This is a genomic window from Schinkia azotoformans, from assembly GCF_035811335.1.
In the GTDB taxonomy this organism is placed as follows: Bacteria; Bacillota; Bacilli; order Bacillales; family Bacillaceae_J; genus Schinkia; species Schinkia azotoformans.
Window position 1 is genome coordinate 94,278 of sequence record NZ_JARSMD010000019.1, and the last position, 24,988, is coordinate 119,265.

A 24,988-nucleotide genomic window follows, 5' to 3' on the forward strand; every position below is an offset into this window, starting at 1 on the left:
GGTTAAATGCAAACGATTACAATTATTAGCATGATGACAATAGTGAATAAAAACAAAAAGGATGTAGGGAGGAATGGACTTGATTCAATTTAATAATGTTTCAAAACGGTTTACTAGAGAGGGAAAATCATTTTGGGCGGCTCAAAATATTAATTTGGATATTCAAGAAGGAGAATTCATTACCGTTATCGGCCCCAGTGGATGTGGAAAATCTACAGTTTTAAACATGTGTGCTGGGTTGATGAAATCTAATGGTGGTGAAATTTACTATCGAGGCAAGTTGGTTGAAAAAACAAATACGAATGTGGGCTATATGACACAGAAAGATAACTTATTGCCTTGGCGTACAGTCAAGCAAAATGTAGAAATCGGTCTCGAGATCAAAGGTGTTAGTGCGAAAGAACGTGAAATAGAAAGCGCTAAATATATTGAAATGGTTGGTTTGAAAGGGTTCGAAAAGCATTATCCTCAAGAACTATCAGGTGGTATGCGCAAAAGAGTAAGTCTTGCGAAAATACTTGCTTATCATCCTGAGACATTATTGATGGATGAACCTTTTGGAGCACTTGATGCACAATTAAGATTAATACTCCAAGATAAATTACTCCAGATTTGGAAAGAAACCAAAAAAACAATCATATTTGTTACACATGATTTAGAAGAAGCGATAACACTTGGTGACCGGGTAGCAGTTTTTAGTAAAAGACCTGGAACTATTAAGTTAATTCAAGATGTTAATATACCTCGACCACGGGATACTTTTAATGTCCGCTTCACAGATGAGTTTGCAAATGTTCATGCAAAACTTTGGGAGGCTTTAAAAGAAGAATTTATTGAGGAGGGGAATGTTGGATGAGTGCAACAGTAGCTAACACAAAAGAGTCAAATTTATCAAAAGAACATATTAACTTGGACGATGATGTGAAAATGAACCGGACAAAGGAAAAATTAAAACTTGCGGGTATGCGCTTAGCTTTGCTTGTAACAATTCTAGTAATCTGGGAATTAGTTTCTGGTTCAATAGTAGATAAATTTTGGATCAGCGAACCTAGTGATATATTCCAAACACTATATACTTGGGTACTAGCAGGGGAGTTATTTTTCCACATAGGAATTACAACGCAGGAAATGGTAATAGGTTTTATCATTGGAGCATCCGCAGGAGCGATTTTAGGTTTTATTTTAGGACGCTGGGAGTTTGGGGCGAAACTTTTAGACCCTTTCATTATGGCGCTTTATAGTTTACCGAAAGTTGCATTAGCGCCACTATTTATTCTTTGGTTTGGTATTGGAATTGAAATGAAAATAGTGTTTGCTGCAGTCATTGTTTTTTATCTAGTATTCTTTAATACTTATGCAGGAGTAAAAAACGTTGATAGTGATTTAATAGATAGCATTCGTTTAATGGGTGCAACAGAGAGACAAATTTTGATGAAGGTGACTATCCCATCTGCTCTTAATTGGGTTTTTGTAGGTTTTAAGATGTCAGTACCATATGCATTAATTGGCGCAGTAGTGGGAGAAATCACAGCATCAAACCGTGGAGTTGGATACCTTATCAGCTACTCTGCGGGGCAGTTTGATACTGCTGGAACATTTGCCGCAGTATTAATTCTTATGGTAATGGGAGTAACAGTTAACTTTATAATAGGTGCTGCTGAGAAACATTTTCTACGTTGGAAAATAACAAATAATTAATAAAAAATTTTTTTATATAAAAGAGGAGGAGAAGAGTTTATGCGTAAGAAAAATGTTGTTTTAAGTTTAGTAATTGGGTTAATGCTGTTATTCATTACTGCTTGTGGCGGCGGGGGACAAACTAACCAAAGTAGTACAGAGCCAGCAAAAGAAGGGGATCAAGAACAAGCAGCACCATCAGCAGAAAAACAAAAAGTCACGATAGCTCAAACTACTCACGGGTTTTTATTTGCACCAATCTATGTTGCGGAGCAGAAAGGTTTCTTCGCTGATGAGGGCCTTGATGTAGAAGTAATCATAGCCGGTGGAGGCTCTAAGGTAATGGCGGCTGTTATCGGTGGTAGTGTTGAAATCGGGGGTACTACATTAGGGAATGTAATGGATGCCGCTGAAAAGGGACAAGATGTTCAAATTTTTGCTACATTAATGAACCAGTATGCTTCGAACGTTGTAATTCGTAAAGAGATTGCTGAAGAAAAAGGTATTACTGAAAATTCTTCAATCTCTGAAAAAATTAATGCATTAAAGGGACTAAAAATAGCAATAACATCGCCTGGAAGTTCAAGTGACAAATTAGTCCGTTACCTACTTTCAATGGAAAATATTAATCCGGATAAAGATGTACAATTAGTTCCACTTGGTAAGAGTGAAGCAGTAATACCTTCTTTTAAACAAAAACAAATTGATGCTTTTGCATTTTCTTCACCAACTGCTGATATGGGCGTAATGAATGATGGTTTTATGCTAATTAATTTATCTAAAGGCGATATTAAGGAATTAGACGGATTCCTATATACAGGATTAGTAGCAAAAAAAGATAAAATGGAGTCTAATCCTGAACTATTTGAAAAGATGACACGCGCTATAGCCAAGGCAGAAAATTTTATTAAAACTGATAAAGCAGGATCAAAGGAAATTTTGAAAAAGTCTTTTGAAGACATTGAGGCAAATGTGTTTGATATAGCTTTTGAAAATAATTATCCTGCATTTGCAACTAGCCCAATTGTTACAAAAGAAGGATATGATATGAATATTTCCTTCGAGGGTATTGATGTGCCATATGATCAAGTCGTAAACAACAGTTTTGCTGAAAAGGTACAGCAATAGATCTTAATTTGCTAATAAATGTAAAGTAAGCTATTAAACTAGAAAACACTTACAGATTCTCCTCTTATGTTTTGATCCCCAAACATTGTGCCAGGAACTTGTGAGTGTTTTCTTATCCTATAATGGAGGGAACTACTATTATGAAGAAAACAAACTTTGGTCCCTTATCTGGAGTAAGGATTCTTGACTTATCTACAATGATTGCAGCACCTTTTGGAGCTACCTTATTGGGGGATTTTGGTGCAGAAGTGATCAAAGTCGAAATGCCTGGTAAGGGTGATTCTTTAAGAGGTATGGGTCCATTTCATGGTGATGAACCGTTAAGATGGCCGGGTCTTGCCAGAAATAAAAAATCATTAACTCTAGATTTGCATACAAAAGAAGGAAAAGAAATACTTCGTAAATTAGCTAGAGCTTCAGATGTAGTAATTGAAAATTTCAGACCAGGAACGTTGGAAAAATGGGGTATTGGCTACGAACAATTAAAAAAAGAAAATCCAAATCTTATTATGACCCGTGTTACGGGATATGGGCAAACCGGTCCTAATGCCCCAAAGGCTGGATTTGGTACACCTGCAACAGCATATAGTGGATTTACGTATTTGCACGGATACGAAGACCGACCTCCAATTAGTCCTTCTTTTTCATTAACGGATTATATTACAGGGATTTATGTAGCTTTTGCAACTGTTACAGCATTATATTATCGTGATACAAATGAGGAAGGAACAGGGCAGTACATTGATATAGGCCTTTATGAATCAGTTTTCAGATTGATGGAGTTCTTGGTTGCGGAATATGACCAAAACGGAACAATTAAAGAACGTTCACCGGGGTTAAGTGGACATTCCAGTCCTGCTGGTACTTTCCAGACTAAAGATGGATACTGGATAGTACTTGTGACTAGCTCTGACCGAACATTTGAAAGACTTGCACATGCGATGAATAGAGCTGATATGTTGGAGGATGAAAGATTTTATACTAACTCAGTACGATTACAAAATTTTGATTTAACAAATGGAATTGTAGCGGATTGGGTAAAAACTTTTAATCGTGATGATTTGCAAAAGTATTTAGATGAACATGGTGTTCCTATTAGCCCAATTTACAGCATTAAGGATATATTTGAAGATGAACATTATAAACAAAGAGAAAATATCATAGAAGTAGATCATCCACGCCTGGGGAAGGTAAAAATGCCGGGAATTGTACCGAAATTCTCTGAAACGCCAGGAGCGGTTCGTAATGTAGGACCGGATTTGGGTGAGCATAACAATGAAATTTTGTGTGAGTTACTAAATTATAGCGAAGAAGAGATTGCTAAATTAAAAGAATCCAAGATTATTTAAGGAGGAATCTATGAACATTCCTAAAGAAATAATAATAACTGAAGTTTGTCCACGGGATGGTTTTCAAAGTTTGCCTGAAATCATATCAACAGAGGATAAAATAGAAATTATTAATCAATTGATGAATTGTGGTTATAGTCAAATTGAGGTTACATCTTTTGTTCATCCTAAAGCTATCCCTCAGTTAAAGGATGCTTCAGAAGTGTTAAATGGAATCAATCGTAGAAAGGATGTTAAGTTACGAGCTTTGGTTCCGAACCTAAAAGGTTTAGAAAGAGCAATGGAGGCCGGGGTGGATAAGGTGAAGTTAATGTTATCCGCTACTGATTCACACAGTCTCAGTAATGCAAATAGAAAAACTTTCGATGCTATGAAAGAATTTGAACCGCTAGTCACCCGTGCACAGCATTCATCAATCATCGTTTCTGGGTCTATTTCGGTTATATTTGGCTGTCCGTACGAAGGTGATGTTCCAATTGAAAGAATTTCAGAGATTTGTAAGAGATATATTGATCTAGGAATTTACGATATCTCTCTAGCTGATACAACTGGTATGGCAAATCCGGTAAAAGTAAAAAGAATTGTCGGCCAAATTAGGGATCTATATCCTGAACTAAAATTCTCGATGCACCTCCATAATACTCGCGGCATGGCTTTTGCAAATGCTGTGGCAGGTTTTGAAGAAGGAATAACGGATTTTGATAGTTCAGTTGCAGGGCTTGGCGGTTGCCCTTATGCCCCAAATGCAAGTGGAAACATTGCATCTGAAGACATTATTCATGGATTTGAGGAAATGGGGGTCCAAACTGGAATTGATTTAGACAAGGTAATATTAATTGGTAAAGCACTCCAAGAAAGATTTCCGGTATACTCAAATAGCTTTATATTGAAAGCAGGGAAATGTTCAGATCTACATTTAGCACCGAAATGTCAAGAAAAAATTGGTTAAGAAAAGGATAGTTGGTTAATGCCAGCTATCCTTTTCTTATGGGAGTGAAGCCTTCTAATTACTTTCACAAATAAAAAATTATAAAAATATAGAAAAAAATTGAATTAACGACATATCTATTATAAAATTTATAATATTAAGTAAATTGGAAGAGCTTTAAAATAAAGAAAAAATATTTTATGAGGTAGAGTGTATGACTATACAAAAAAAAATATTAGGAATTATTATCACTGCAGTTATCGGATTAGCGTTATTACTAGGTGCCGTCTTTTATGCGTTTAATAGGCTGGGTGTTATGGATGAAAAAATTGAACGCGTTATTCAGGCAGTAGGGTTGGGAAAGGATATTATAATTCACGCTAACCAAGCGCGGGTTAATGAAACGGAATTTTTACAATCATTTGATGAAGAAAATGTAAAACTCGTGGAACAGGAGATTACACAGCTTAAATCAACAGTTGAAACACTTGGTCAATTGAGTGATGAAGAGAAGATTAAGGATAGTACTCGTATGCTGCTTCAATTTTCCACGATGTATGATAGTCGTTTCCGGGAGCTAGTCAATAGGCAACAAGAATTAGGCTATAATCCGACTTCTGGTATGAAAGGAAAACTAAATGAGGCCGCCGGTAAATTAGAGTCGGCGATCAAGGCAAAAGGCGATTCAAAAGCAGTTCAGTTATATCAAGCGCTCCGAATGATTGAAAAAGATTTTATCGCTGATCACATACCTGTAAATGAATATTCTAAACTTTCACAGGAGCTTACTAATCACATCGCAACAAATGCAAATTACTCAAGTAGTGATAAACAGCTACTTGATAACTACCTTTATGCATTTATGGAGGTTCAACGACTAATCATAAGCCAAATCTCTTCATCGAATACATTTCAAACAATAATATCTGATTTGAATAAAGAAGTTCAATCAGTAAACGAAGTGTTGGCTGAAGAGAATAATGAGATTCTTCAATACAAAGAAAAGCAAATGAATTTGCTAATCATTATTATGATTAGTATAAGTGCTGGCGTGCTGTTTATCCTTCTTTTATTAGGTTATCTAATCTTTAAATCGATTTCAAAATCGGTCATGGATCTTCACAGTGGGGCTGAAATTATCGGGAAGGGTGACTTAACCCATCGTGTTGTTGCAACATCTAAGGATGAAATAGGAAAAGTAGCAAACGCATTCAATCAGATGGCGGATAATGTTCAAACATCTTTACAAAAAGTGAAACAGGCAGCTGAACAGCTATCTTCTTCTTCAAATGCATTGTCTACCTTATCTGATCAAACTGCCACACAGACTTATGAGGTAAATGAAGCCATTGAACAAATAGCTTCTGGGGCCCAAAAGCAATCGAATGATATAGATTTAGGCTCAAGATTAATAGAGGAAATTTTAACCCAAATAAATAATGTTAATGATCATGCTGAACAAATTACTCACCAAGCAAAAACAACAAGTGAAAAAGGTCAAATTGGGATTAAAGTTGTAAATGAGCTCGACCATACTTCGAAAGAATATACTGATCTTGCCCAAACCCTAATTAATAGTGTTCAGGAGGTTGCAGATCAGTCGTACCAAATTTCAAAAATTCTAGAGACAATAAGAGAGATTTCAGAAAACTCAGGGTTGCTTGCCCTAAACGCTGCAATAGAGGCTGCTCGGGCTGGGGATGCTGGGAGAGGATTTTCAGTTGTTGCTAATGAAGTAGGCAAACTGGCTGAGAAAACAAAACAAGAAACAAATAATATTCAAGAAGTCATTGCCACCATTAACGAAAAAATTGCCATTTCAACGAGGGAAGCTGAAAAGCTGGAAATCTATAATGCAAAGCAAAAAGATTCGGTTCTTCATACACTTAACTCTTTTGACGACATTGTAAATCAAGTTGCTGTCATTGATGGAAGTACAGTGGAAATCCGTCGAGCCTTGGAAACGGTAAATAAAACTTCGCAAGATTTGTTCTCGGCTATGCAAGAAATAAGCGCTGTTTCCCAAGAATCAGCAGCATTTAGTGAAGAAGTATCGGCAAGCAGCGAAAATCAAATTCAAGCAATCGAAGAGGTTAACCGATCTGCTGCTGATCTGTTAAAACTATCTAAAATTTTATTCGAGGAAGTTAATAAGTTCCAATTAGAGAATAGCAGTTTTGTGAAAGATGAAAATTTAGATGATAATTCAGAAGAAAGTTCGATCGAAATAGAGGAGAAGGAAATTAGAGATTAAATTAGGTATGGGTGGGGAGTCTAAAATGACTCTCTATTTTTTTTTGGACAAAATAATGGAATAAATGTAAAGCTTATGATGTGGGAGTGATATTTTTGTCAAAAAGAAAACTCTGTTTCAAAGCGCTGGTAGGTAGCCATAATTATAATTTGAATAATGAATTTTCAGATAAGGATTATAAAATATTTTTCTATCCTAATTTTGATGATCTTTACGAAGGCGGCCAATATTCGAAAGCCTTTGTTAGTGATGATGAAGATATTGAATACCACGATATCCGAAAACTGCCGAATTTACTATATAAATCAAATGTAAATTTCATGGAAGTTCTTTTTTCAGAAGAATATGAAGTCTACGATCAGGAGCTATATTCCAAAATTATTGTGTTACGAGATGAACTTGCAAAAATGAATTTACCTTACCTTTATGATGCTTGCCTTGGTATGTATATGCAGAAAATGAAAGAATTTAATCGGGATAAAGGAAAGGAGCTTCCTGGTAAAACTTATAAACATGCGATGAGTTCTTATAGAATACTTGATTTTTTAGATCGGTATCAAAAATTCTCATTTAGCTCATTCGAACAAGCGATGCAGTATGACGCAAAAGACCCTGTGCGGGAGTTACTATTAAATATCCGTTTAGGCGAATACGGCTTTGATCAACTTGAAGAGATGATTCGTAAAAAAGAACAAGTGATTAGAGCGCTTGAAGATGTATATAAATCGGTCGAGGTTAATGTGACACTAAAAGAAAAGTTTGAGCAATTGATTAAAGTAAGTGTGAAGACCGTATTGATTGAATCGTTTAATGGGGGCTGATTGGCTATGCCCCCACCCCGAATAGAACCATCTCCATCTTCCAAAAACTCAGCACAAATAGGTACGACAACACCATTTCATCACAATTTCAACACAATTCCAACATAAATTAATTGAAATTTTAACACAATTCTGACAAAAACTGTACAAATTCGACACAGTATTTCGTGATTTGTATCACGGTTGCGGGATACGTCCATTGGTATCGTTGAAATATGCAGAAATTGTGCAGATAATGTGCAAGGTTTGCGAATTTTTACTTTAATGTTTTCTCAAAGAAATTAAAGAGAGAGGGAGGGGAGATTTATGAATAAGGTTTTTCGGTGGATACTCTTTTTAGTGGTTGGAATTGTAGTAGGATTTATGGTTTCTTTATTATTTAATAATGACAAGCAAGTAGCAACAACTGAACCACCGCCACAGACAGAAAGTACAAATTCTTCGGAAGCAGCTGATGTGACAGATAAAACAGCTGAACAAACTACAGAAACGGCACAACCTAATCTAGCAGAGCACACTGATAATATCCTGGTACAAAAAGGATGTATTGCCTGCCATGCTGTAAGCCCGATCGGTGCTAAAGGAAATGGAACAGCGCCAGATTTAGCGATTGCTTATGGTGATGTAAAGAATCGATTTGGTAAATCATTAGAGGAATTTTTAGAAGAACCGGAAGGAACGATGTCAGCGGTTTTTGGAACTACACCGCTAACAGATGAGGAAAAAGAGAAGGTTATTAGTATTGTAAAAGAATACAGTGAGCAATAAAACTACGGAGGAGGAGTATAGGTAATGAAATTTGGTAAATGGTATGTCCCTATGGTTATCGGGATTATTGCAGGTATGGTTGCCGGAAATATTGTGATCCAACCTGATGGCCCTGCCCCAACAATGAGCAGTTCGCAAATTGCATCTGCCCAAAATAAAGCATTTGTGCCGCCAGGGCAGCACGATGAATACTATATGTTTTCATCAGGCGGTCACTCTGGACAAATGTTTGTTATCGGGGTGCCATCATTACGAAGAATTCGTACAATTCCAGTATTTTCCCCAGACTCAGCTACAGGGTATGGATATGATGAACGTACGAAAGAGTTGATGGGTGGCTTTACATGGGGTGATGCCCACCATCCGTCATTAAGTGAGACAAATGGTGATTATGATGGCAGATTTGTTTTTATAAATGATAATGCAAACAATCGTGCAGCGATGATTAACTTAAAAACGTTCCATACAGAACAAATTATTGGACCAATTCCGAATATCATGGGTCCACACTCCGCCGTATTCGTAACACCGAATACTGAATATTTTATGATGGGTACGAGATTCTCTGTCCCAATGGATGGTTCTTATAAAGAGCTTGAACAGTATAAGGAGTCCTATAATGGTGCACTACAGGCAATTAGTGTTGATCAAAAAACAGGTCATATGACACCTGCTTGGCAATTAAAGCTGCCACCATGGAACTTTGACCTATCTGATGCAGGTAAAGGTCCTTCAGACGGATGGGCATTTTTAACAACATATAATACAGAAGAGGCGACCCATTTACTAGAAGTAAATGCTTCGAAAAATGAAACAGACTATATTCTTGCAATCAATTGGAAAGCTGCTGAGCAGGCAGTGAAGGATGGCAAGTTCGAAGAAGTAAACGGCCAAAAAGTCATTGATCCTGAGAAAGCCCCAGGAATCGTTTATGCAGTAGCCGCTGCAAAAAGCCCGCACGGTGTAGACGTTACGCCTGATGGAAAATACTTTGTTGGAAATGGAAAACTGTCACCAATTGTAACAGCGTATGATTTTGAAAAGTTTAAGCAAGCCGTTGAAAATAAAGATTTTACTGACGAGGTAAGAGGTATTCCTGTTGTCAATTATAATTCTGTCATGGCAGCAGAAGTTGAAGCAGGACTCGGACCATTGCATACACAATTTGGAACGGATGGCTATGCCTACACAACAAACTTCGTTGAAAGTACCGTTGCAAAATGGAAAATTGGAGAATGGAAGGTTCTTGATAAGGTAACCGTTCATTACAGCCCTGGACATGGCTCTGCTGCTGAAGGGGATACGGTAAGCCCGGATGGAAAATACTTTGTGGCATTGAATAAGTTAGCTAAGGACCGCCACTTGCCAGTTGGACCATCACATCCTGAAAATATGCAATTAATCGATATTGAGGGTGACAAAATGGAAATTATCAATGAAGCACCAATTGATCCGGAGCCACACTACGCCCAAATTATTAAGGCAGACAAAATTAATCCGGTGAAGATTTATGAAAAAGATGAAAACAATCCTGATGCTATTTGGTCTGAGGAAGATGCAAGAATTGAGAGAAATGGAAATAAAGTGACTGTTTATGGAATTGCCGTGCGCTCACGTTTTTATCCTGATGAAATTAAAGTGAATGAGGGCGATGAAGTTACAATTCATTTAACTAATATCGACCTTGACCAAGACATCACGCATGGATTTGGTATTAACTTATATGACATTAACTTTGAGGTTCAACCAGGTCAAACAAATACAATTAAGTTTAAAGCAGACAAGCCAGGGGTATTCCCATTCTACTGTACAAACTTCTGTTCAGCGCTTCACCAAGAAATGCAAGGTTATATGTTAGTTAAACCAAAAGAATAGTAAGAAAAGCTTAAAGCTAGTTAAGCGAAGTATACGAGTCGCTGGGCGCTGGAGCTAGACAATATTTTAGGGAGGAGACATCCTCCCTTTTACTGATAACTGGAGGAGTCAAAATGAAAACTTCAAAAAAATTATCCATCATAAGCCGAGTATTGATTATTATAGGAGCTGTTCTTTTGGGCATTTCCTCCTTATTGCCATGGTGGGGCTTAGATTTAGAAGCACCACAATATCCAGAAGGTCTCGCAATTATTGTCCATCCATCGAAACTATCTGGTGAAATTGATATTCTGAATAACTTAAATCACTATATTGGCATGGAAGAAATCAGTGAAGAAGGATTTCCTGAACTTCAATATATTCCTTTTATCATTTGGGGAATTGTGATATTAACAGCCTTAACAGCCATTTTGGGATATAAAAAACTAGCCTATCTTGTTTGTCTTTTATTCGTAGTCGGCGGCGCACTAGGTATGTATGATATGTATCATTGGCTTAATACATTTGGAACAAATTTATCTCCAGATGCACCAATTAAAGTAGACCCATTTGTACCACCTGTTGTTGGGGATAATACACTTGCTAACTTTACAACTTATAGTTCATTTCGAAGTGGCTTTTACTTCCTTGTGTTGAGCGCCATTGGTGTGTTCCTCGGCACATGGGGTGAAAAATTATGGGCAAAAAAGTCAGCCTGATTTCTGTATTTTTTTCAATCCTAATTTTTTGCCTCATGGATGGACAAAGCTATGCAGCAGAACTTGAGGTTGGAAAAGATAAATCGTGCGAAACTATTTCTGATGCAGTAGAACAGGCTAAAAATGGCGACATCATTAAAGTCTACCCTGGTAACTATAAGGAAAAGCTAGAAATTATTAAATCTATAACATTGGAATCTATTGAAAAACATAAAGCCATTATTGAAGGCGACAAGCAAAAACATGTCATTACGATTAAAAGTCCAAATGTTGTCATCAACGGTTTTACAATTAAGGGTAGCGGTGATAATTTCCTTGATAATGATGCGGGAATATTAATTGATCAAAAGAATGATGCAAAAATCATGAATAATGTATTTGAAGATGTATTATTCGGCATTTATATTGATAGTTCGGAAGGTAATTTAATAAAAGACAATGAAATACATGGTTTGAAAGATAAGAAGTTTTCGGAACGTGGGAATGGATTTCATTTTTTTAATTCAAAAAATAATACAATTGATGGAAATGTAATTACAGATGTCCGGGATGGTATGTATTTTGACCATTCAGACAAGACCATTGTTACTAATAATAAAATAAGTGGTATCCGTTATGGGTTGCACTATATGTGGTCCAATGACAATAGCTTTAAAAACAATTATTTTAGTAACAATGTTTCCGGTGCCGCTATCATGTTTTCGAAAAGGATTAACATGGAACAAAATATTTTTGAAAACAATCGGGGCTACAGGGCATTTGGGATGTTTTTTCAAACAGTAGAAGATAGCATCGTTGAAAATAATTTGTTTTTTAATAATTCGATTGGCATTAATTCGGATTTATCGAGAGGTAACATCTTCAGGAAAAATACCATCATTCAGAATGATATCGGAATGGAGGTTCTCGGTAGTAACTGGGATGATGTTATCTATGAAAATAGCTTTATTGATAATCTTCAGCAGGTGTTGGTTAATGAAATAACAATAAATGATCAATGGTATTACGGAAATAGAGGAAACTATTGGAGCGATTATTCAGGAATTGATATTGAAAAAGATGGAATTGGCGACAACGCGCATCATTCAGGATCGGCTTTTGAGTTTTTTATGTATAAATACCCTCATTTTCGTTTGTTTGTTGAAAGTCCAACTGCTAAAATGCTGCAGACGGTGGATAAAATGTTTCCGGTCATTGAACGGGCTGAAGTTGTTGATCCTTTTCCACTTTTAGAGGATCTAAACTCTAGAGCATTTTTAGAAGGTATGGAAACTGAAACAAGTAAAAAAGCTGGAATGATTACCTTTTTAGTTTCACTTGTAGTTGTTCTTCTCAGCATTCGTTTATTAGTACGCCTATCTACTCGTTTTGGCAGATGATTTTGAATGGGGTGAATCGCATGGGTAAACACATTTTAAGAAATTTCTTTTCTCTTTTTCTACTCGTTTTGCTGCTTGCTTCTTGCGGACAGGTAGGAACCATTATGCCCGAGGCCATTGATGAGGAGGTAGATATTTGTGAGGCTTGTACAATGATGGTGCAAGATAACCAGTTTAGTACCCAAATTGTCACGCCTAGCGGACAAATTTCTAAATTCGATGATATTGGCTGTATGACCATGTATATAAATGATAACCTGCCAGTTGGACAACCATATGTCAGAGATTTTTATAGCAGAGAATGGGTGCAAGTTGAGGATGCAGCGTTTGTCTTTACAGACGAAGTCGAGACGCCCATGAATTATGGTTTCCTTGCTTTTTCAAGTCATACAAATGCAGAGAAATTTTTAGCGGAATCCAGTGGTGAAAAGATGTTGTGGAATCAAGTGAAAGAGAAAATAAAAGAGCGGAGCAGTCATAATGAGAATGAACATACACACAATTAAAGTGCTCATTGAAAAGGAATTGCTGGATTCCATTCGTAATCGCTGGTTTTATACATTTTTAGTTATTTTTATGGTGCTTTCTTTTTCCATCATTTACATGGGGATTATAAAAAGTACCGGACTAGGGTTTGAAAGCTTTAATAAGACAACGGCCAGTTTACTCAACTTAATTCTCTTTCTAATTCCGATGATTACGCTTTTATTGGGTAGTACGTCTATAAGTGGGGAGCGGGAACACGGAACGATGAACTTAATGCTATCGAAACCAATTAGTGCTGTTGAATTTATAGTTGGGAAATATTGTGGAATGGCCACCGCTTTAATTCTCACCATTACTGTTGGCTTTGGTCTGATGGGGATGGTTGTTGCTTTTAAAGTATCGATTGCAGATGCAAAGTCATATTTAATTTTCGTCATGTTATCGATTCTCCTTGTATTATCGTTTTTAAGCATATCGATGCTAATTTCTGTACTTGCAAAGAAAAGAATAACAGCCATTATTGTAAGTACCATTATTTGGTTTTTCCTTATCCTTATTTACGATTTACTCGTCATGGCAGCCGCTAATCTGTTTGAAGGTACTTCTATGGCGATGTTTCTGCTAATCTCGATTCTATTCAATCCAACTGATTCGGTGAGAACGTTGGCAATTGTAAATTTAGGAGGAGAAACGATCTTTGGACCAAGTTTAGTGGAGTTAACACGGATGATTACCAATGTTTCAAGTGAAATACTGCTTACGGGTGGAATATTCGCATGGATCATCATTCCGCTTCTATTAACAGTGTTTTTCTTTAAAAGGAGCGTGTTGAAATGACAGACCCTATCGTTTGTATTACTAATGTAAAAAAAATATATGGAAAAAAGGAAGTAGTAAAAAATATAAGCTTAAGTATAAATCAGGGTGAAATTTTTGCTTTATTAGGTCATAACGGTGCAGGTAAAAGTACACTGATTAAAATGCTGACGGGTTTAATCCAAAAAAGCTCGGGTCAAATTAGCATAAATGGAATTGATGTAGCCCCATTTCAAAAAAATGCAAAACAACAATTTTCCTATTTGCCGGAAATTATGGCCTTGTACCCACATCTGACAGCAAAAGAAACGCTTCATTTTTTTGCGGAGCTTCAAAAAATTTCGGAGAAAAATGAGGATGAGGTGCTGGAAATAGTCGGTTTAAGTGATTATAAAAATCAGAAAGTAGGCGATTTTTCAAAGGGACTGACACAGAGGATTGGATTTGCCATCGCCCTTTTACCGAAATCACCTTTGTTAATTTTAGATGAACCAACATCAGGGTTGGACCCATTTTGGGCGATTCAATTCAAAAAAGTTATCAAACATCTAAATGAGGAAGGAACAACAATCATTTTCGCATCCCATATTTTAAGTGAAGTAGAGGATTTGGCTGACCGGGTCGGTATTATGAGTGACGGCGAACTAGTTGCACTTGGCAATATTCAAGATTTAAAAAGAAATGCTAAAGATGAAGTGAAAATAAAGGTTTCATTTAAGGGGATACAAGATGTAGCAGAACTAACAAATAAATTGAGTTATCCAATTGAAGTGCAAAAGGATTCCTATGTTTTGTCATGTACTTATGATGAAAAATTAAAAGCCTTGAAAGCTTTACAATCGTTCGAAAATATAAAGGATATTGAAATAAAAGAGGTTACATTAGAGGATATTTATCAAGAAATTTTAACTAAGAGATACACAATGAATGCATAAATTGAAGGTGAAAATAATGAAAATATTAAAATACATTATTTTGTTAATATTTTTAGTCGTTGTGGCTGGCTGTAATAATCAGAGTGGATCAACGGCAACAGCTGAACAAAACAAGAGTATGAGTGAAAAAACGAGTGTGACAACAGCAAAACAAAATGAGAATCAAAATGAAAGTGGTCAGATTTATGCGAGCGTCGGCGGAAAGAAAATAGCGCAGGAAGAAATGGATTATGAGTGTTTTCGTGCTCAACTACAGAATGCACTATCAAATAAGCCAAAAGATGATACATGTCCACCAGAACAAACCCTGATTTCACAGATTGTAGAATTAAGAGCGGTTGATTATTTAGCAGATTTAAAAGGGGTCTCTGCTACAGAGGAGGAAGTGCAACAAAGAATGAAAGCCATCAAGCAGGAATTATCCTCATCAGCAACTTTCAAGGAAATGATTGCTTCCTTTGGCGAAGAGAAATTCTGGAATTACGAGAAACAACGCTACTTTACTATAATAAATTCCGAAAAGGTCAAACAAAAATTAGTAGAGGAAGAGAAAGAAAAATATAATGATCAAAAGGATGATGCAACATTAAAATACAATGCAAAAAAAGAATTTGATGATTTGTTGGTCGAAGCCGTAGGTATGATTGATACAACTATTTTTTACCATTAAAACAGCTTGAAATCTTAACAATTCCTTAATAATTTCCTGACGTTACCTATAAAATGATTTTCTATAATTAAGGTAGAGAAAGAATAATAGAATTATAGAAAGGTGGAATGTGTGATGAAAGGATTTAAGGTGTTTTTAGGCGCAGTGATGGTGGGTACATTGGCATTTGGGATGACTAATCCGACACTGGGGGAAGCTGCGAACGCTCCAGCAAAAGTTCAACCAAATAACAATGTTTCGATGTACGGAAGGATGGGAATGTTCATGGGCTCTTATTTCCAAGGGTCTATGCATGAAATCATTGCTGAAAAGCTGGGAATGACTAGTGATGAGCTTTATAAAGCCTGCTTGGACGGAAAGTCTATTGCAGAGCTAATGAATGAGAAGGATATTAGTGCTGCTGAAGTTGTAAAAGCAGTTATCGCTGAAAGGGAAACCGTGCTCGATGATATGGTAAAGGCGAAAACAATTACTAACGAGCAAAAAGATTTAATGCTGGAAAATATGAAGGCCATGGTTGAGAATATGATTGATGCTGAAGGAGTTGGCCCAGGAGGTGCCGGCTACCATAGAGGTGGAGGATGTTTCATGATGCCGGGTGCAAATCCAGGAATGGGACGAGGACGAATGGGTGCCGGTCCAATGTGGTGGTAAAATAATAGGATTTAAAAGATAAGCCAAGGGCAAAAATTGCCTTTGGCTTTTGTTAATGTTCCCCTAATGTCCACAATCTACCAAGGGAAAATTCATTATAATTAAGATGAAAGAGGTGATTTGATTGGTTAAAAGAGTACTAGTTGTTGATGATGAACACAATCTTCGGGAAATGATATCTTCCTATTTACAAAATGAGGGCTATGAAACTGTAGAGGCGGCAAATGGCGACAGTGCTGTTCAAACTGTAAAAAATGATCAAATTGATCTGGTGCTGTTGGACATCATGATGCCCGAAATGGATGGCTATGAAGCACTTAAAGAAATCCGCTCAATTCAAAAGAAGTTACCTGTCATTATGCTGACCGCAAAGACCGATGAGATTGATAAAATTGTAGGTTTAGAAATGGGAGCAGATGATTATATTACAAAGCCATTTAGTTTGCGGGAACTTTCTGCAAGGATCAAGGCGGTTTTACGAAGAGCTACAAATGAAGATTCAGATGTAGATGAAGATGAAATCCTTGAGCATGGAGAGATCATGATTAATCTATCCACATACGAAGTTTTTGTCAGTGGAAAAAGAGTAAATTTAACCCCGACGGAATTCAAAATTTTGGCCATGTTGGCGCAAAAGCCTGGACGAGTTTATAGTCGCCTGCAATTAATGAATGCTGCCTTTGGTGAAACCTATGCCAATTATGAGCGTTCTATTGATACACATGTAAGCAATTTAAGAAGAAAGGTGGAAAATGACCCGCATAATCCCACATATATCCATACGATGTATGGGATTGGCTATCGGTTTGGTGGAGAACTATGAAGCTTCTCTCAAAATTAATTTTTGCGGTAACGACAATTGTATTATTGATGGGATTATTTCAGTATTTTTATTTTCAAAATCAAATCAAAACGGAATTTCAGCAATTTCTAGTAAATCAGGAAATGGGAATAGTTGATCGATTGGAGATATATTTCGAAAGCTATTACGAATTAAATCATAGCTTTCAAAATGTAGAACAAGTGCTAGAGTCCAATCAAATGATGATGGGGAGAAGGCATGGGGGGATGGTGGGAACACCGATGCTCCTCAATCTGCAAGTATTAATAGCTAACACCAAAGGCGTTATTATTGCTGACTCTAAACAATTATATAATGGAAAACCGGCTTTGGAGGTTCCAGGGATTCATCGTGACTTACTTTTTAATAATAAAAAAGTCGGTGAGCTCATCATAATCCGTGAAGAAGATTTAATCCAGCAAAATCTAGTGAAGCAATTTATCCATTCAACTAATTCTACTATTTTACTAGGTACAATGATTGGCAGCCTGATTGCTGTTGCAGTAGGTTTTATCATTGCTAAAGGTTTGACAAAGCCGGTCGCTAAATTACTCAAAGGAATCGAGAAGGTATCATCCGGTGATACCTCATTTCGCGTTGAGGTGAATAAAAAGGATGAATTCTCCCATCTTGTACAAGCTTTCAATCATATGACAGAACAGTTGGCGCAAAATGAAAGGCTTAGACAAAATCTGATGGCAGATGTGGCCCATGAACTTCGAACACCACTGGCGATTATTCGTGGAAAACTCGAATCTATCCAGGAGGGTGTGATTGAAGCGAACGAAAAAGAAATTATGCTTCTTGTTGATGAAGTTTACCGGCTTTCCCGTTTAGTTAACAATCTTCAACAGTTGTCTTTAGCAGAAGCGGGGAAACTTCCGCTAAACAAAGCGCCTTTAAATGTGAATCAATTCCTTGATAAAGTTATTTCAAACTTCCTTGCTTTAACTGATGACAAAAATATCACACTTAAAAAACGTTTACTGATTAAAGAAATTATACTTCCATTAGATGAGGACAGGATGACGCAGGTCATTGTTAATATATTGGATAATGCGCTTAGACATACACCACGAAACGGTGAAATAACGATTCTTTCGGATTACGATAAAAACACAGGTGAAGTGGTAATTACGATTTCCGATACAGGTTCAGGTATTGATCCGAAAATCTTACCAACAATTTTTGACCGCTTTTCCCGAACTGACTCGTCAAGAAACCGGGATCAAGGTGGGACTGGTTTGGGTCTATCCATTGCAAAAGGATTTGTGGAAGCACATGAGGGAACGATTTCAGTTACTAGTGAAATTGGCAAGGGAACTAGCTTTTCTATCAGATTACCAAGTTTTTTATAAAAAATAGTAGAAAATTGTCATTCGTTGACATGAGAATTATAATATAATAGAATTTGAAAAATAGATTAAAAGGAGTTATAAATAATGAAAAAGCCATTTATCGCATTAACGATAGGGCTGGTACTAACTGGTTGTAGCAATGCTGAAATCATTAATAGTAGTGCGCAAAGTGTAGATGCCGCTGTTCCAATTGAGGAAAAATTAATCGACTCTGAAGTAGCAAAGCAGCCAATAAAAAAAGAAACACCTCAAGAAAATACAGACAGTATTGAAAAGAAAGATGAAGTTATCAAAGTGGTTTCAAACTCAGATGATCTATTAGTTTTAGTAAATAAGAAAAATACACTACCTGAAGATTATGAACCTAGCGATTTAGTTGCACCAAATATTCCTTTTTCTTTTGAAGAGGACATCCCTAAACGCTATGTCCGCAAAGCTGCTGCAGAAGCCCTAGAAGAACTATTTGCTGCGGCAAAAGAGGAGCAAATTGAATTATTAGGTGCTTCTGGATATCGTTCCTATTCAAGACAGGAAGCAATTTTTGCTTCAAATGTTGCCAAAAAAGGGGAAAAGGAAGCCAGAAGAGTGAGTGCCGAGGCTGGACAAAGTGAACATCAAACAGGACTAGCCATGGATGTAACATCCAAGTATGTTGGATATGATTTAATAGAAGAGTTTGGTGAAACAAAAGAAGGAATTTGGTTAAAGAACAACGCTCATAAGTATGGTTTTATTATTCGCTATCCAAAAGAGAAAGAAGACATAACTGGCTATATTTACGAGCCTTGGCATATTCGTTATGTTGGCAAGGATGTGGCAACAGTAATTTATGAAAATGGATATACTTTTGAAGAATATCTAGCACAACGATAACAATCATAATATCAAAACCTCCTAGGCTGCATAAATCCGCCAAGGAGGTTTTCCTTCTTTAATATTATTTAACGATTAAAACTGGTACATTAGATTTTTGAACAACATTGTGGCTGACACTGCCAAGAAAATATTCCTTTATGCCGCTAAGTCCGCGACTGCCTATCAATATAAAATCACATCCTGTCTCATTGGCATGATCCAATAAATTTCTCGCAATATTTCCTTCTTTTAATGTTACATTGAAATTCTTAATTGTACCTGCTACTAATTCTTCGGCTTCAGCTAAGACTTTTTGAGCATTTTCAAGGTAGTTCATAGCAGCCTGGGCGGAAGGGGTATAAACCCCCTCTCCAATTGCAACTGTGGGAATTTGGTAAACATGTACGATTTCGACACCCAAATCAGGATTCTCTTGAGAAAGTTTCATTGCCATTTGTAGAGCCTTTTTTGCTAAATCTGATCCATCATAAGCCACAAGTACTTTTGAGAACATTAGAAATCTCTCCTCTACTATTTATAATACTATTCTACCATTTAAATAGTGATAGACTTTTTAAAGTTGTGTGAATTTTTAAAGCTTGTTATTAGGAACGTTTGTTTGCTATAATAGGTGTAACGATAGGGAAATAGGAAAAAGTTGGAGGCGATGAAGTCTTGTCATTTTCATTTATTCATGCTGCAGATATACATCTTGACAGTCCATTATCAGGACTTGAGCAATATGAAGGAGCACCGGTTGATAGAATCCGTAGTGCAACTAGAGATGCGTTCAGGAATTTAGTAGACACAGCGATTGAGAGACAGGTTTCATTCATCATCATTGCTGGCGATTTATATGATGGTGACTGGAAAGATTACAACACAGGTTTGTTTTTTGCCAGTCAAATGGTCCGTTTGCAAAAAGCTGATATTAAAGTATTCCTTATCCGTGGCAACCATGATGCTGCCAGTTTAATAACGAAGGAATTGAAGCTTCCCGATAATGTCTTCGAATTTTCAACAAAGGAGCCGGAAACTATTATCCTTGACGAACTCGGTGTTGCTATACACGGACAAGGCTTCGCTCATCGATCAATAGAAGAGAATCTAGTAAAAAATTACCCTAATAGAATTGAAGGCTGTGTTAATATTGGTGTTCTTCATACAAGTGCGACAGGGCGGGAAGATCATGAAAACTATGCGCCATGTTCAATCGATGATATGAAGGAAAAAGGGTACGATTATTGGGCGTTGGGTCATATCCATCTACGTGAAGTCCTTCATAAAAATAAACCTGTTATTCTTTTTTCAGGGAATATTCAAGGAAGACATATAAAAGAAACAGGTGACAAAGGATGCACACTTGTGAGGGTGGAAAATGGTGAAATTGAGTCTTATACGCATTTGTCACTGGATGTACTACGCTGGGAACTTTGTGAAATTGATGTAAGCGGTCTTGAAAATTTTGAGGAAATAATGGAAAGAATCCATGAGGAATTAGAAAAAAAGGTTCAAGATGCAGAAGGGCGGTTCTTGGCTGTTCGGTTCCGGATTATTGGTCCAACAAAGGCTCATCAGGAGTTAATTGTTGCTAAAGAGCATTTGACGAATAATATCCGCTCGATAGCCTTAGAAGTTGGTATAGGAGATGTTTGGGTTGAAAAGGTTAAAATTGAAACCTCTCATTTAATTGATGTTCATGCACTAAAGGCCCAGCATACACCAATTGCCGTTATATTAGATTTCATTAATGATATTGAAAATAATGATGAAATGATAAAAGAATTGTTAGCTGAATTTGAAGACGTGCAGCAATCCTTGCCTTATGAACTCAAAAATGGTGAAGATGGATTTGACTTTACCAATCCCGATTTAATAAAGAAAAAATTGGCGGATGTTGAAGATTTAATTCTTTATTATTTAACAAAGACAGGGGTGGAAGTGTAAATGCGATTTAATTATTTAAATTTGCGGGCCTTCGGTCACTTTACTGATTATGAAATTCATTTTGATCCATCGAAAAATTTCCATCTTATCTACGGGTTAAATGAAGCAGGGAAAAGTACGGCATTACGTTCCATTAATCACTTCCTATTCGGCTTTCCACAGCAAACTTTAGACGCATTTTTACATGGGAATACGAAACTAAGGATTGAAGGAGAACTTCAAAATACAGAGGGTGAAACTGTTCGATATATTCGCCGAAAAGGTAAAAAGAACACAATCATTGACACAAATGGAAACGTGCTTAATGAGTCGGTGATTGATGGATTTTTGCATGGAATTTCAGACAACCATTTTACAAATATGTTTGCCCTTAATCATGAAACTCTTCGTGAAGGTGGGGAAAGCCTGCTAGAAAGCGGAGGAAATTTAGGAGAAAGCTTGTTTTCAGCCGCATCAGGAATAAGTGTGCTAAGAAAAGTTTTTGAAGACCTGGAGAAAAAGTCCGCTGACCTATACAAAAAGAGAGGGTCGACACCGGAGTTAAATAAACTATTAAAGGAAGAAAAAGAACTTAGAAAAGAAATAGCCCAATATCAATTAAAGGTCCAAGACTGGAAAGAACTTGAAAGAAAATATAATAATGGTAAGAAAGAAATTGAGAGCCTCATAAGAGAAGTAAAAATATTATCGAGTGAACGGGAAAAGCTTCAACGAATGAAGTTGACATTACCTAAAATAGCAAAATTAAGGGAACTAAGAAATAAGTTGTTGGAACTTGGTGAAGTACCGGCGTTGCCCGATAATATTGAAGAGCTTCGAAAGGAAATGGTACAAAGATTAGAGAGTGCTGGGAAAGAAAAAATGAAAGCTGAAGATGAATGGGAAGAAACAAAAAAGGAGCTTCAAGAAATTACGATCCCTGAAGGTCTATTAGAACAGGCTGCGTTAATTGATGCTCTTTATCGGGAACTGCAAAGCTATCAAAATAATGTAAAACAAGCTCCAATGTTGGAAGCGGAAAGAAAATTGCTTGAGGCAAGAGTCATTAGCTTCATGAAAGAAATAGATTCTGTTCATGCCCGGCTTGATCATATCGAAAAATACCGTCTACGGTTAGCGAAAAAGGAAAAAATTCGTGAGCTGTGTAAAGACAAACCATTGCTTGACCAGGCTCTTGAAACGAATGAAAAAGAGCGACGGGAAATTGAAAGTGACTTAAAAGCGAAGGAAGAGGAATACTTTTCTTTTCCTGTGCCCCCAAACATTGAAGAGTTGGAAAATGTCATCGACATTGTAAAACGGGCCGGTGATATAGAAGAATCGCTAAAATTATGTATCATCGATAACAATCAAACAGAGCAACTTCTTGAGGAAATGGTTAAACAACTGCCGTTATGGAGTGGAACATATAAAGAATTAGTAGAGATATCAGTTCCTGTACTTGCCGAAACAATTAAGAAGTATGAGCAAGAGTATACCGAGATTCTAAAAAACCTAGAAAAAACAAATGAACAATTCATAATTCAAACTGAGTCAATTTCAAATTATGAAGAACAAATCCACCATTTGGAAGCATTAACGGAAATACCGTCCGAGGATAAATTATTATCGATTCGTTCTCATCGTGATCAAGGCTGGAAGTTCATTCGAACCAAGCTTGAACGAGGAGACTTGGATGAACAAGCTTTTAACGAGTTTACGAACGGGAAAAAGATCGAATCAGTTTATGAAAACTTGGTAACTGATGCAGATGCTGTTGCAGACAAAATGAGAAGTGAAGCCGAAAAGGTAGGGGCAAAGAAAAAGCACCTGGATGATATCAAAAGGTGTAAAGACAAAATTATTGAACTTGAACAGAAGAAGGATGAACTAATAAAGGAATTAGCAGACTGGCAAAAATCTTGGGACAAGCTTTGGGAATCAACATCCATTAAGCCATTATCGCCAGAGGAAATGAGGGAATGGGTAGTAAAGTATGGACAAATCAAAGGCATGTTCCATGATTATGAGAAAGAACAAAAAGCTATTCGCGAATTAGAAAACAAGATAGCCCAATATAAGCAATCGTTAATAACAGTGCTTGCTTCACTTGTCGATGTTGATCAGCAAAAAACACTGGCAGAGTTATTGCAAATGGCAGAAAAACAACAGAGAAAAGTGAATGAAGATTGGAATAAGCGCACAAGACTTGATGATAGTATCTCAGGCATAAAGCATAGAATTAATAATCTTTCCTTTAGGAATAAAGAGCTTTATCAAAAATTGGAGAATTGGAAAGACCAATGGTTGGAAGCGATTAACGGTACTAATATAACCGATACGACTTCAGTAGTAGTTGCCGAAAAAATTGTCCATATGTACGAGGAATGTACAAAGGCATACGATGAATTAAATGGAGTTGAGAAAAAACATAATTCGATTCTAGAGCAAATTGCCCATTATGAAGAAAGAGTGCACAATCTCTTAAAATCCACTTCACTTTCCTATGATGAAAAAGCCGTAGATATCGTGGTAAGCGAATTGAACGCGAAACTAGGGCAGGCGAAAGAGGATAAAGTAAGGTCGAAAGAATTAAGCAATCATATAAAGAGACTTGAAAGAGCAATTAGAGAAGCTGTCCTTGAGATTGATGCAGCTGAAAATTATTTAAATGATCTCATGATGCAAGCAAAATGCAGCAGTATTGAGGAATTAGAAAAAGTTGAAGTAAAGTTTATAGGAAAGAAAGACTACGAAAATAGAATCCGTACTTTAGAAGAAGAGCTAATAGATATCGGCGGTGGGCTTTCTCTTCATGAAATTACTAAAGAGGTTGATCAATTTGATCGGGACAGTATCGATGTTGAGTTAGAAGAAATCAATAGAAAACTTAGTGAAATTGAACCTGTTCGCTCAGAGTTGGAGCAATCCCATGGTGTTATTAAAAAGGAATTCGAGGAAAAAATCCAAGGGAACAATACCTCCTCTGTATTGGCTGAACAAAAAAAGGAAAGCATGCATGCGAAATTAGCGGACCTAACAGACCAATATATTCAAATAAAGCTTGCCTCAACCCTTCTTCAAAAAGGGATTGAATATTATCGGAACCAAAATCAGGATCCAATTTTAAAACGTGCAAGCGAGCTTTTTGAAAGGTTAACATTACAATCTTTTTCGGAATTGATCGTAGATTATAATGAAAAGGATCAAAGGGTATTAATGGGTGTTCGCGACAATGGTGAAAAGATATCCATTGACGGTATGAGTGATGGGACAATTGATCAGCTTTATTTATCGCTCAGAATAGCTAGTATAGAAAAATATGGGAACGAAAATGAGCCGATTCCATTTATAGTGGATGATATTCTTGTTCATTTTGATGATGTTCGTTCAAAAGAAACACTTAAAATTTTACTAGAACTGTCAAAAGAGACCCAAATTATCTTCTTTACACACCATTCCCGACTTGTCGAGATTATGAAGGAGCTTGCAACTCAAGATCAATTTCAGTTAACAGAATTGAACAGTAAGGAAGCTGTAAACATTTAGGGGCTGAAGGTATGTCAGCCC

At 36.7% G+C, this 24,988-nt stretch carries 22 protein-coding genes; 21 read left to right on the forward strand and 1 reads right to left on the reverse strand.

What is annotated here, in order from left to right:
* Positions 1-73 precede the first annotated feature (73 nt).
* From P9E47_RS11325 to P9E47_RS11415, 19 genes are all read left to right on the forward strand, one after another.
* Positions 74-856 carry an ABC transporter ATP-binding protein gene (locus tag P9E47_RS11325; protein WP_407697182.1) on the forward strand — a complete coding sequence of 261 codons (783 nt, stop codon included), beginning with the start codon at positions 74-76 and terminating at the stop codon, positions 854-856.
* Complete coding sequence (locus tag P9E47_RS11330) at positions 853-1,698, forward strand: ABC transporter permease (RefSeq protein WP_003329172.1); 846 nt, start codon at positions 853-855, stop codon at positions 1,696-1,698. Before P9E47_RS11325 ends, P9E47_RS11330 begins: the two co-directional genes overlap by 4 nt.
* 39 nt (positions 1,699-1,737) lie before the next feature.
* Positions 1,738-2,805 carry an ABC transporter substrate-binding protein gene (locus P9E47_RS11335; RefSeq protein WP_003329173.1) on the forward strand — a complete coding sequence of 356 codons (1,068 nt, stop codon included), beginning with the start codon at positions 1,738-1,740 and terminating at the stop codon, positions 2,803-2,805.
* 140 nt (positions 2,806-2,945) lie between these two features.
* Positions 2,946-4,154, forward strand: coding sequence for a CaiB/BaiF CoA transferase family protein (locus P9E47_RS11340; protein ID WP_003329174.1), 1,209 nt, complete (start codon positions 2,946-2,948; stop codon positions 4,152-4,154).
* A 10-nt stretch (positions 4,155-4,164) separates the two neighbouring features.
* Positions 4,165-5,103: a hydroxymethylglutaryl-CoA lyase gene (locus P9E47_RS11345; protein ID WP_326163498.1), complete on the forward strand. Its 939-nt coding sequence runs from the start codon at positions 4,165-4,167 to the stop codon at positions 5,101-5,103.
* A 193-nt stretch (positions 5,104-5,296) separates the two neighbouring features.
* Positions 5,297-7,336 carry a methyl-accepting chemotaxis protein gene (locus P9E47_RS11350; RefSeq protein ID WP_003329176.1) on the forward strand — a complete coding sequence of 680 codons (2,040 nt, stop codon included), beginning with the start codon at positions 5,297-5,299 and terminating at the stop codon, positions 7,334-7,336.
* 86 nt (positions 7,337-7,422) lie between these two features.
* The gene (locus P9E47_RS11355) at positions 7,423-8,157 is read left to right on the forward strand and encodes a DNA polymerase beta superfamily protein (protein WP_326163500.1); all 735 of its coding nucleotides are present in this window, start codon (positions 7,423-7,425) and stop codon (positions 8,155-8,157) included.
* 306 nt (positions 8,158-8,463) lie between these two features.
* Positions 8,464-8,925: a hypothetical protein gene (locus tag P9E47_RS11360; protein ID WP_003329178.1), complete on the forward strand. Its 462-nt coding sequence runs from the start codon at positions 8,464-8,466 to the stop codon at positions 8,923-8,925.
* A gap of 24 nt (positions 8,926-8,949) precedes the next feature.
* On the forward strand, positions 8,950-10,800 hold the full coding sequence (gene nosZ / locus P9E47_RS11365) for a Sec-dependent nitrous-oxide reductase (RefSeq protein ID WP_003329179.1): 1,851 nt from the start codon (positions 8,950-8,952) through the stop codon (positions 10,798-10,800).
* Positions 10,801-10,913: 113 nt separating this feature from the next.
* Positions 10,914-11,498, forward strand: coding sequence for a hypothetical protein (locus P9E47_RS11370; RefSeq protein ID WP_326163501.1), 585 nt, complete (start codon positions 10,914-10,916; stop codon positions 11,496-11,498).
* Positions 11,477-12,877, forward strand: a complete 1,401-nt coding sequence (gene nosD / locus P9E47_RS11375) for a nitrous oxide reductase family maturation protein NosD (protein ID WP_003329182.1) — start codon at positions 11,477-11,479, stop codon at positions 12,875-12,877. The genes P9E47_RS11370 and nosD overlap by 22 nt, the downstream gene beginning before the upstream one ends.
* A 20-nt stretch (positions 12,878-12,897) precedes the next feature.
* Complete coding sequence (locus tag P9E47_RS11380; RefSeq protein WP_003329183.1) at positions 12,898-13,383, forward strand: nitrous oxide reductase accessory protein NosL; 486 nt, start codon at positions 12,898-12,900, stop codon at positions 13,381-13,383.
* Positions 13,358-14,200: an ABC transporter permease gene (locus P9E47_RS11385; RefSeq protein ID WP_003329184.1), complete on the forward strand. Its 843-nt coding sequence runs from the start codon at positions 13,358-13,360 to the stop codon at positions 14,198-14,200. Before P9E47_RS11380 ends, P9E47_RS11385 begins: the two co-directional genes overlap by 26 nt.
* The gene (locus P9E47_RS11390) at positions 14,197-15,114 is read left to right on the forward strand and encodes an ABC transporter ATP-binding protein (RefSeq protein ID WP_326163502.1); all 918 of its coding nucleotides are present in this window, start codon (positions 14,197-14,199) and stop codon (positions 15,112-15,114) included. The genes P9E47_RS11385 and P9E47_RS11390 overlap by 4 nt, the downstream gene beginning before the upstream one ends.
* Before the next feature lie 16 nt (positions 15,115-15,130).
* Positions 15,131-15,784, forward strand: coding sequence for a hypothetical protein (locus P9E47_RS11395; protein ID WP_233276091.1), 654 nt, complete (start codon positions 15,131-15,133; stop codon positions 15,782-15,784).
* Positions 15,785-15,898: 114 nt separating this feature from the next.
* Positions 15,899-16,438, forward strand: a complete 540-nt coding sequence (locus P9E47_RS11400; protein ID WP_003329187.1) for a hypothetical protein — start codon at positions 15,899-15,901, stop codon at positions 16,436-16,438.
* Between the two features lie 124 nt (positions 16,439-16,562).
* Positions 16,563-17,261, forward strand: coding sequence for a response regulator transcription factor (locus tag P9E47_RS11405; RefSeq protein WP_326163503.1), 699 nt, complete (start codon positions 16,563-16,565; stop codon positions 17,259-17,261).
* Positions 17,258-18,637: a sensor histidine kinase gene (locus tag P9E47_RS11410; protein WP_326163504.1), complete on the forward strand. Its 1,380-nt coding sequence runs from the start codon at positions 17,258-17,260 to the stop codon at positions 18,635-18,637. Before P9E47_RS11405 ends, P9E47_RS11410 begins: the two co-directional genes overlap by 4 nt.
* A gap of 84 nt (positions 18,638-18,721) precedes the next feature.
* Positions 18,722-19,510, forward strand: coding sequence for a M15 family metallopeptidase (locus P9E47_RS11415; protein WP_326163506.1), 789 nt, complete (start codon positions 18,722-18,724; stop codon positions 19,508-19,510).
* Positions 19,511-19,574: 64 nt separating this feature from the next.
* Here the strand turns inward: P9E47_RS11415 and P9E47_RS11420 are convergent, their stop codons facing one another.
* A complete protein-coding gene (locus P9E47_RS11420) occupies positions 19,575-20,006 on the reverse strand; it encodes a universal stress protein (RefSeq protein WP_003329192.1) in 432 nt (143 codons plus the stop codon).
* Between the two features lie 161 nt (positions 20,007-20,167).
* Here P9E47_RS11420 and P9E47_RS11425 point away from each other — a divergent pair, with 161 nt between their 5' ends.
* Complete coding sequence (locus P9E47_RS11425) at positions 20,168-21,439, forward strand: metallophosphoesterase family protein (protein WP_003329193.1); 1,272 nt, start codon at positions 20,168-20,170, stop codon at positions 21,437-21,439.
* Positions 21,440-24,967, forward strand: a complete 3,528-nt coding sequence (locus tag P9E47_RS11430; protein ID WP_326163507.1) for an AAA family ATPase — start codon at positions 21,440-21,442, stop codon at positions 24,965-24,967.
* Positions 24,968-24,988: the final 21 nt, after the last annotated feature.

Bases quoted from the DNA above. Each gene is read 5' to 3' on its own strand.
- P9E47_RS11325 (WP_407697182.1), top strand. From the start codon at position 74: ATGGACTTGATTCAATTTAATAATGTTTCAAAACGGTTTACTAGAGAG.
- P9E47_RS11330 (WP_003329172.1), top strand. From the start codon at position 853: ATGAGTGCAACAGTAGCTAACACAAAAGAGTCAAATTTATCAAAAGAA.
- P9E47_RS11335 (WP_003329173.1), top strand. From the start codon at position 1,738: ATGCGTAAGAAAAATGTTGTTTTAAGTTTAGTAATTGGGTTAATGCTG.
- P9E47_RS11340 (WP_003329174.1), top strand. From the start codon at position 2,946: ATGAAGAAAACAAACTTTGGTCCCTTATCTGGAGTAAGGATTCTTGAC.
- P9E47_RS11345 (WP_326163498.1), top strand. From the start codon at position 4,165: ATGAACATTCCTAAAGAAATAATAATAACTGAAGTTTGTCCACGGGAT.
- P9E47_RS11350 (WP_003329176.1), top strand. From the start codon at position 5,297: ATGACTATACAAAAAAAAATATTAGGAATTATTATCACTGCAGTTATC.
- P9E47_RS11360 (WP_003329178.1), top strand. From the start codon at position 8,464: ATGAATAAGGTTTTTCGGTGGATACTCTTTTTAGTGGTTGGAATTGTA.
- nosZ (WP_003329179.1), top strand. From the start codon at position 8,950: ATGAAATTTGGTAAATGGTATGTCCCTATGGTTATCGGGATTATTGCA.
- P9E47_RS11370 (WP_326163501.1), top strand. From the start codon at position 10,914: ATGAAAACTTCAAAAAAATTATCCATCATAAGCCGAGTATTGATTATT.
- nosD (WP_003329182.1), top strand. From the start codon at position 11,477: ATGGGCAAAAAAGTCAGCCTGATTTCTGTATTTTTTTCAATCCTAATT.
- P9E47_RS11380 (WP_003329183.1), top strand. From the start codon at position 12,898: ATGGGTAAACACATTTTAAGAAATTTCTTTTCTCTTTTTCTACTCGTT.
- P9E47_RS11385 (WP_003329184.1), top strand. From the start codon at position 13,358: ATGAGAATGAACATACACACAATTAAAGTGCTCATTGAAAAGGAATTG.
- P9E47_RS11390 (WP_326163502.1), top strand. From the start codon at position 14,197: ATGACAGACCCTATCGTTTGTATTACTAATGTAAAAAAAATATATGGA.
- P9E47_RS11395 (WP_233276091.1), top strand. From the start codon at position 15,131: ATGAAAATATTAAAATACATTATTTTGTTAATATTTTTAGTCGTTGTG.
- P9E47_RS11400 (WP_003329187.1), top strand. From the start codon at position 15,899: ATGAAAGGATTTAAGGTGTTTTTAGGCGCAGTGATGGTGGGTACATTG.
- P9E47_RS11410 (WP_326163504.1), top strand. From the start codon at position 17,258: ATGAAGCTTCTCTCAAAATTAATTTTTGCGGTAACGACAATTGTATTA.
- P9E47_RS11415 (WP_326163506.1), top strand. From the start codon at position 18,722: ATGAAAAAGCCATTTATCGCATTAACGATAGGGCTGGTACTAACTGGT.
- P9E47_RS11420 (WP_003329192.1), bottom strand. From the start codon at position 20,006: ATGTTCTCAAAAGTACTTGTGGCTTATGATGGATCAGATTTAGCAAAA.
- P9E47_RS11430 (WP_326163507.1), top strand. From the start codon at position 21,440: ATGCGATTTAATTATTTAAATTTGCGGGCCTTCGGTCACTTTACTGAT.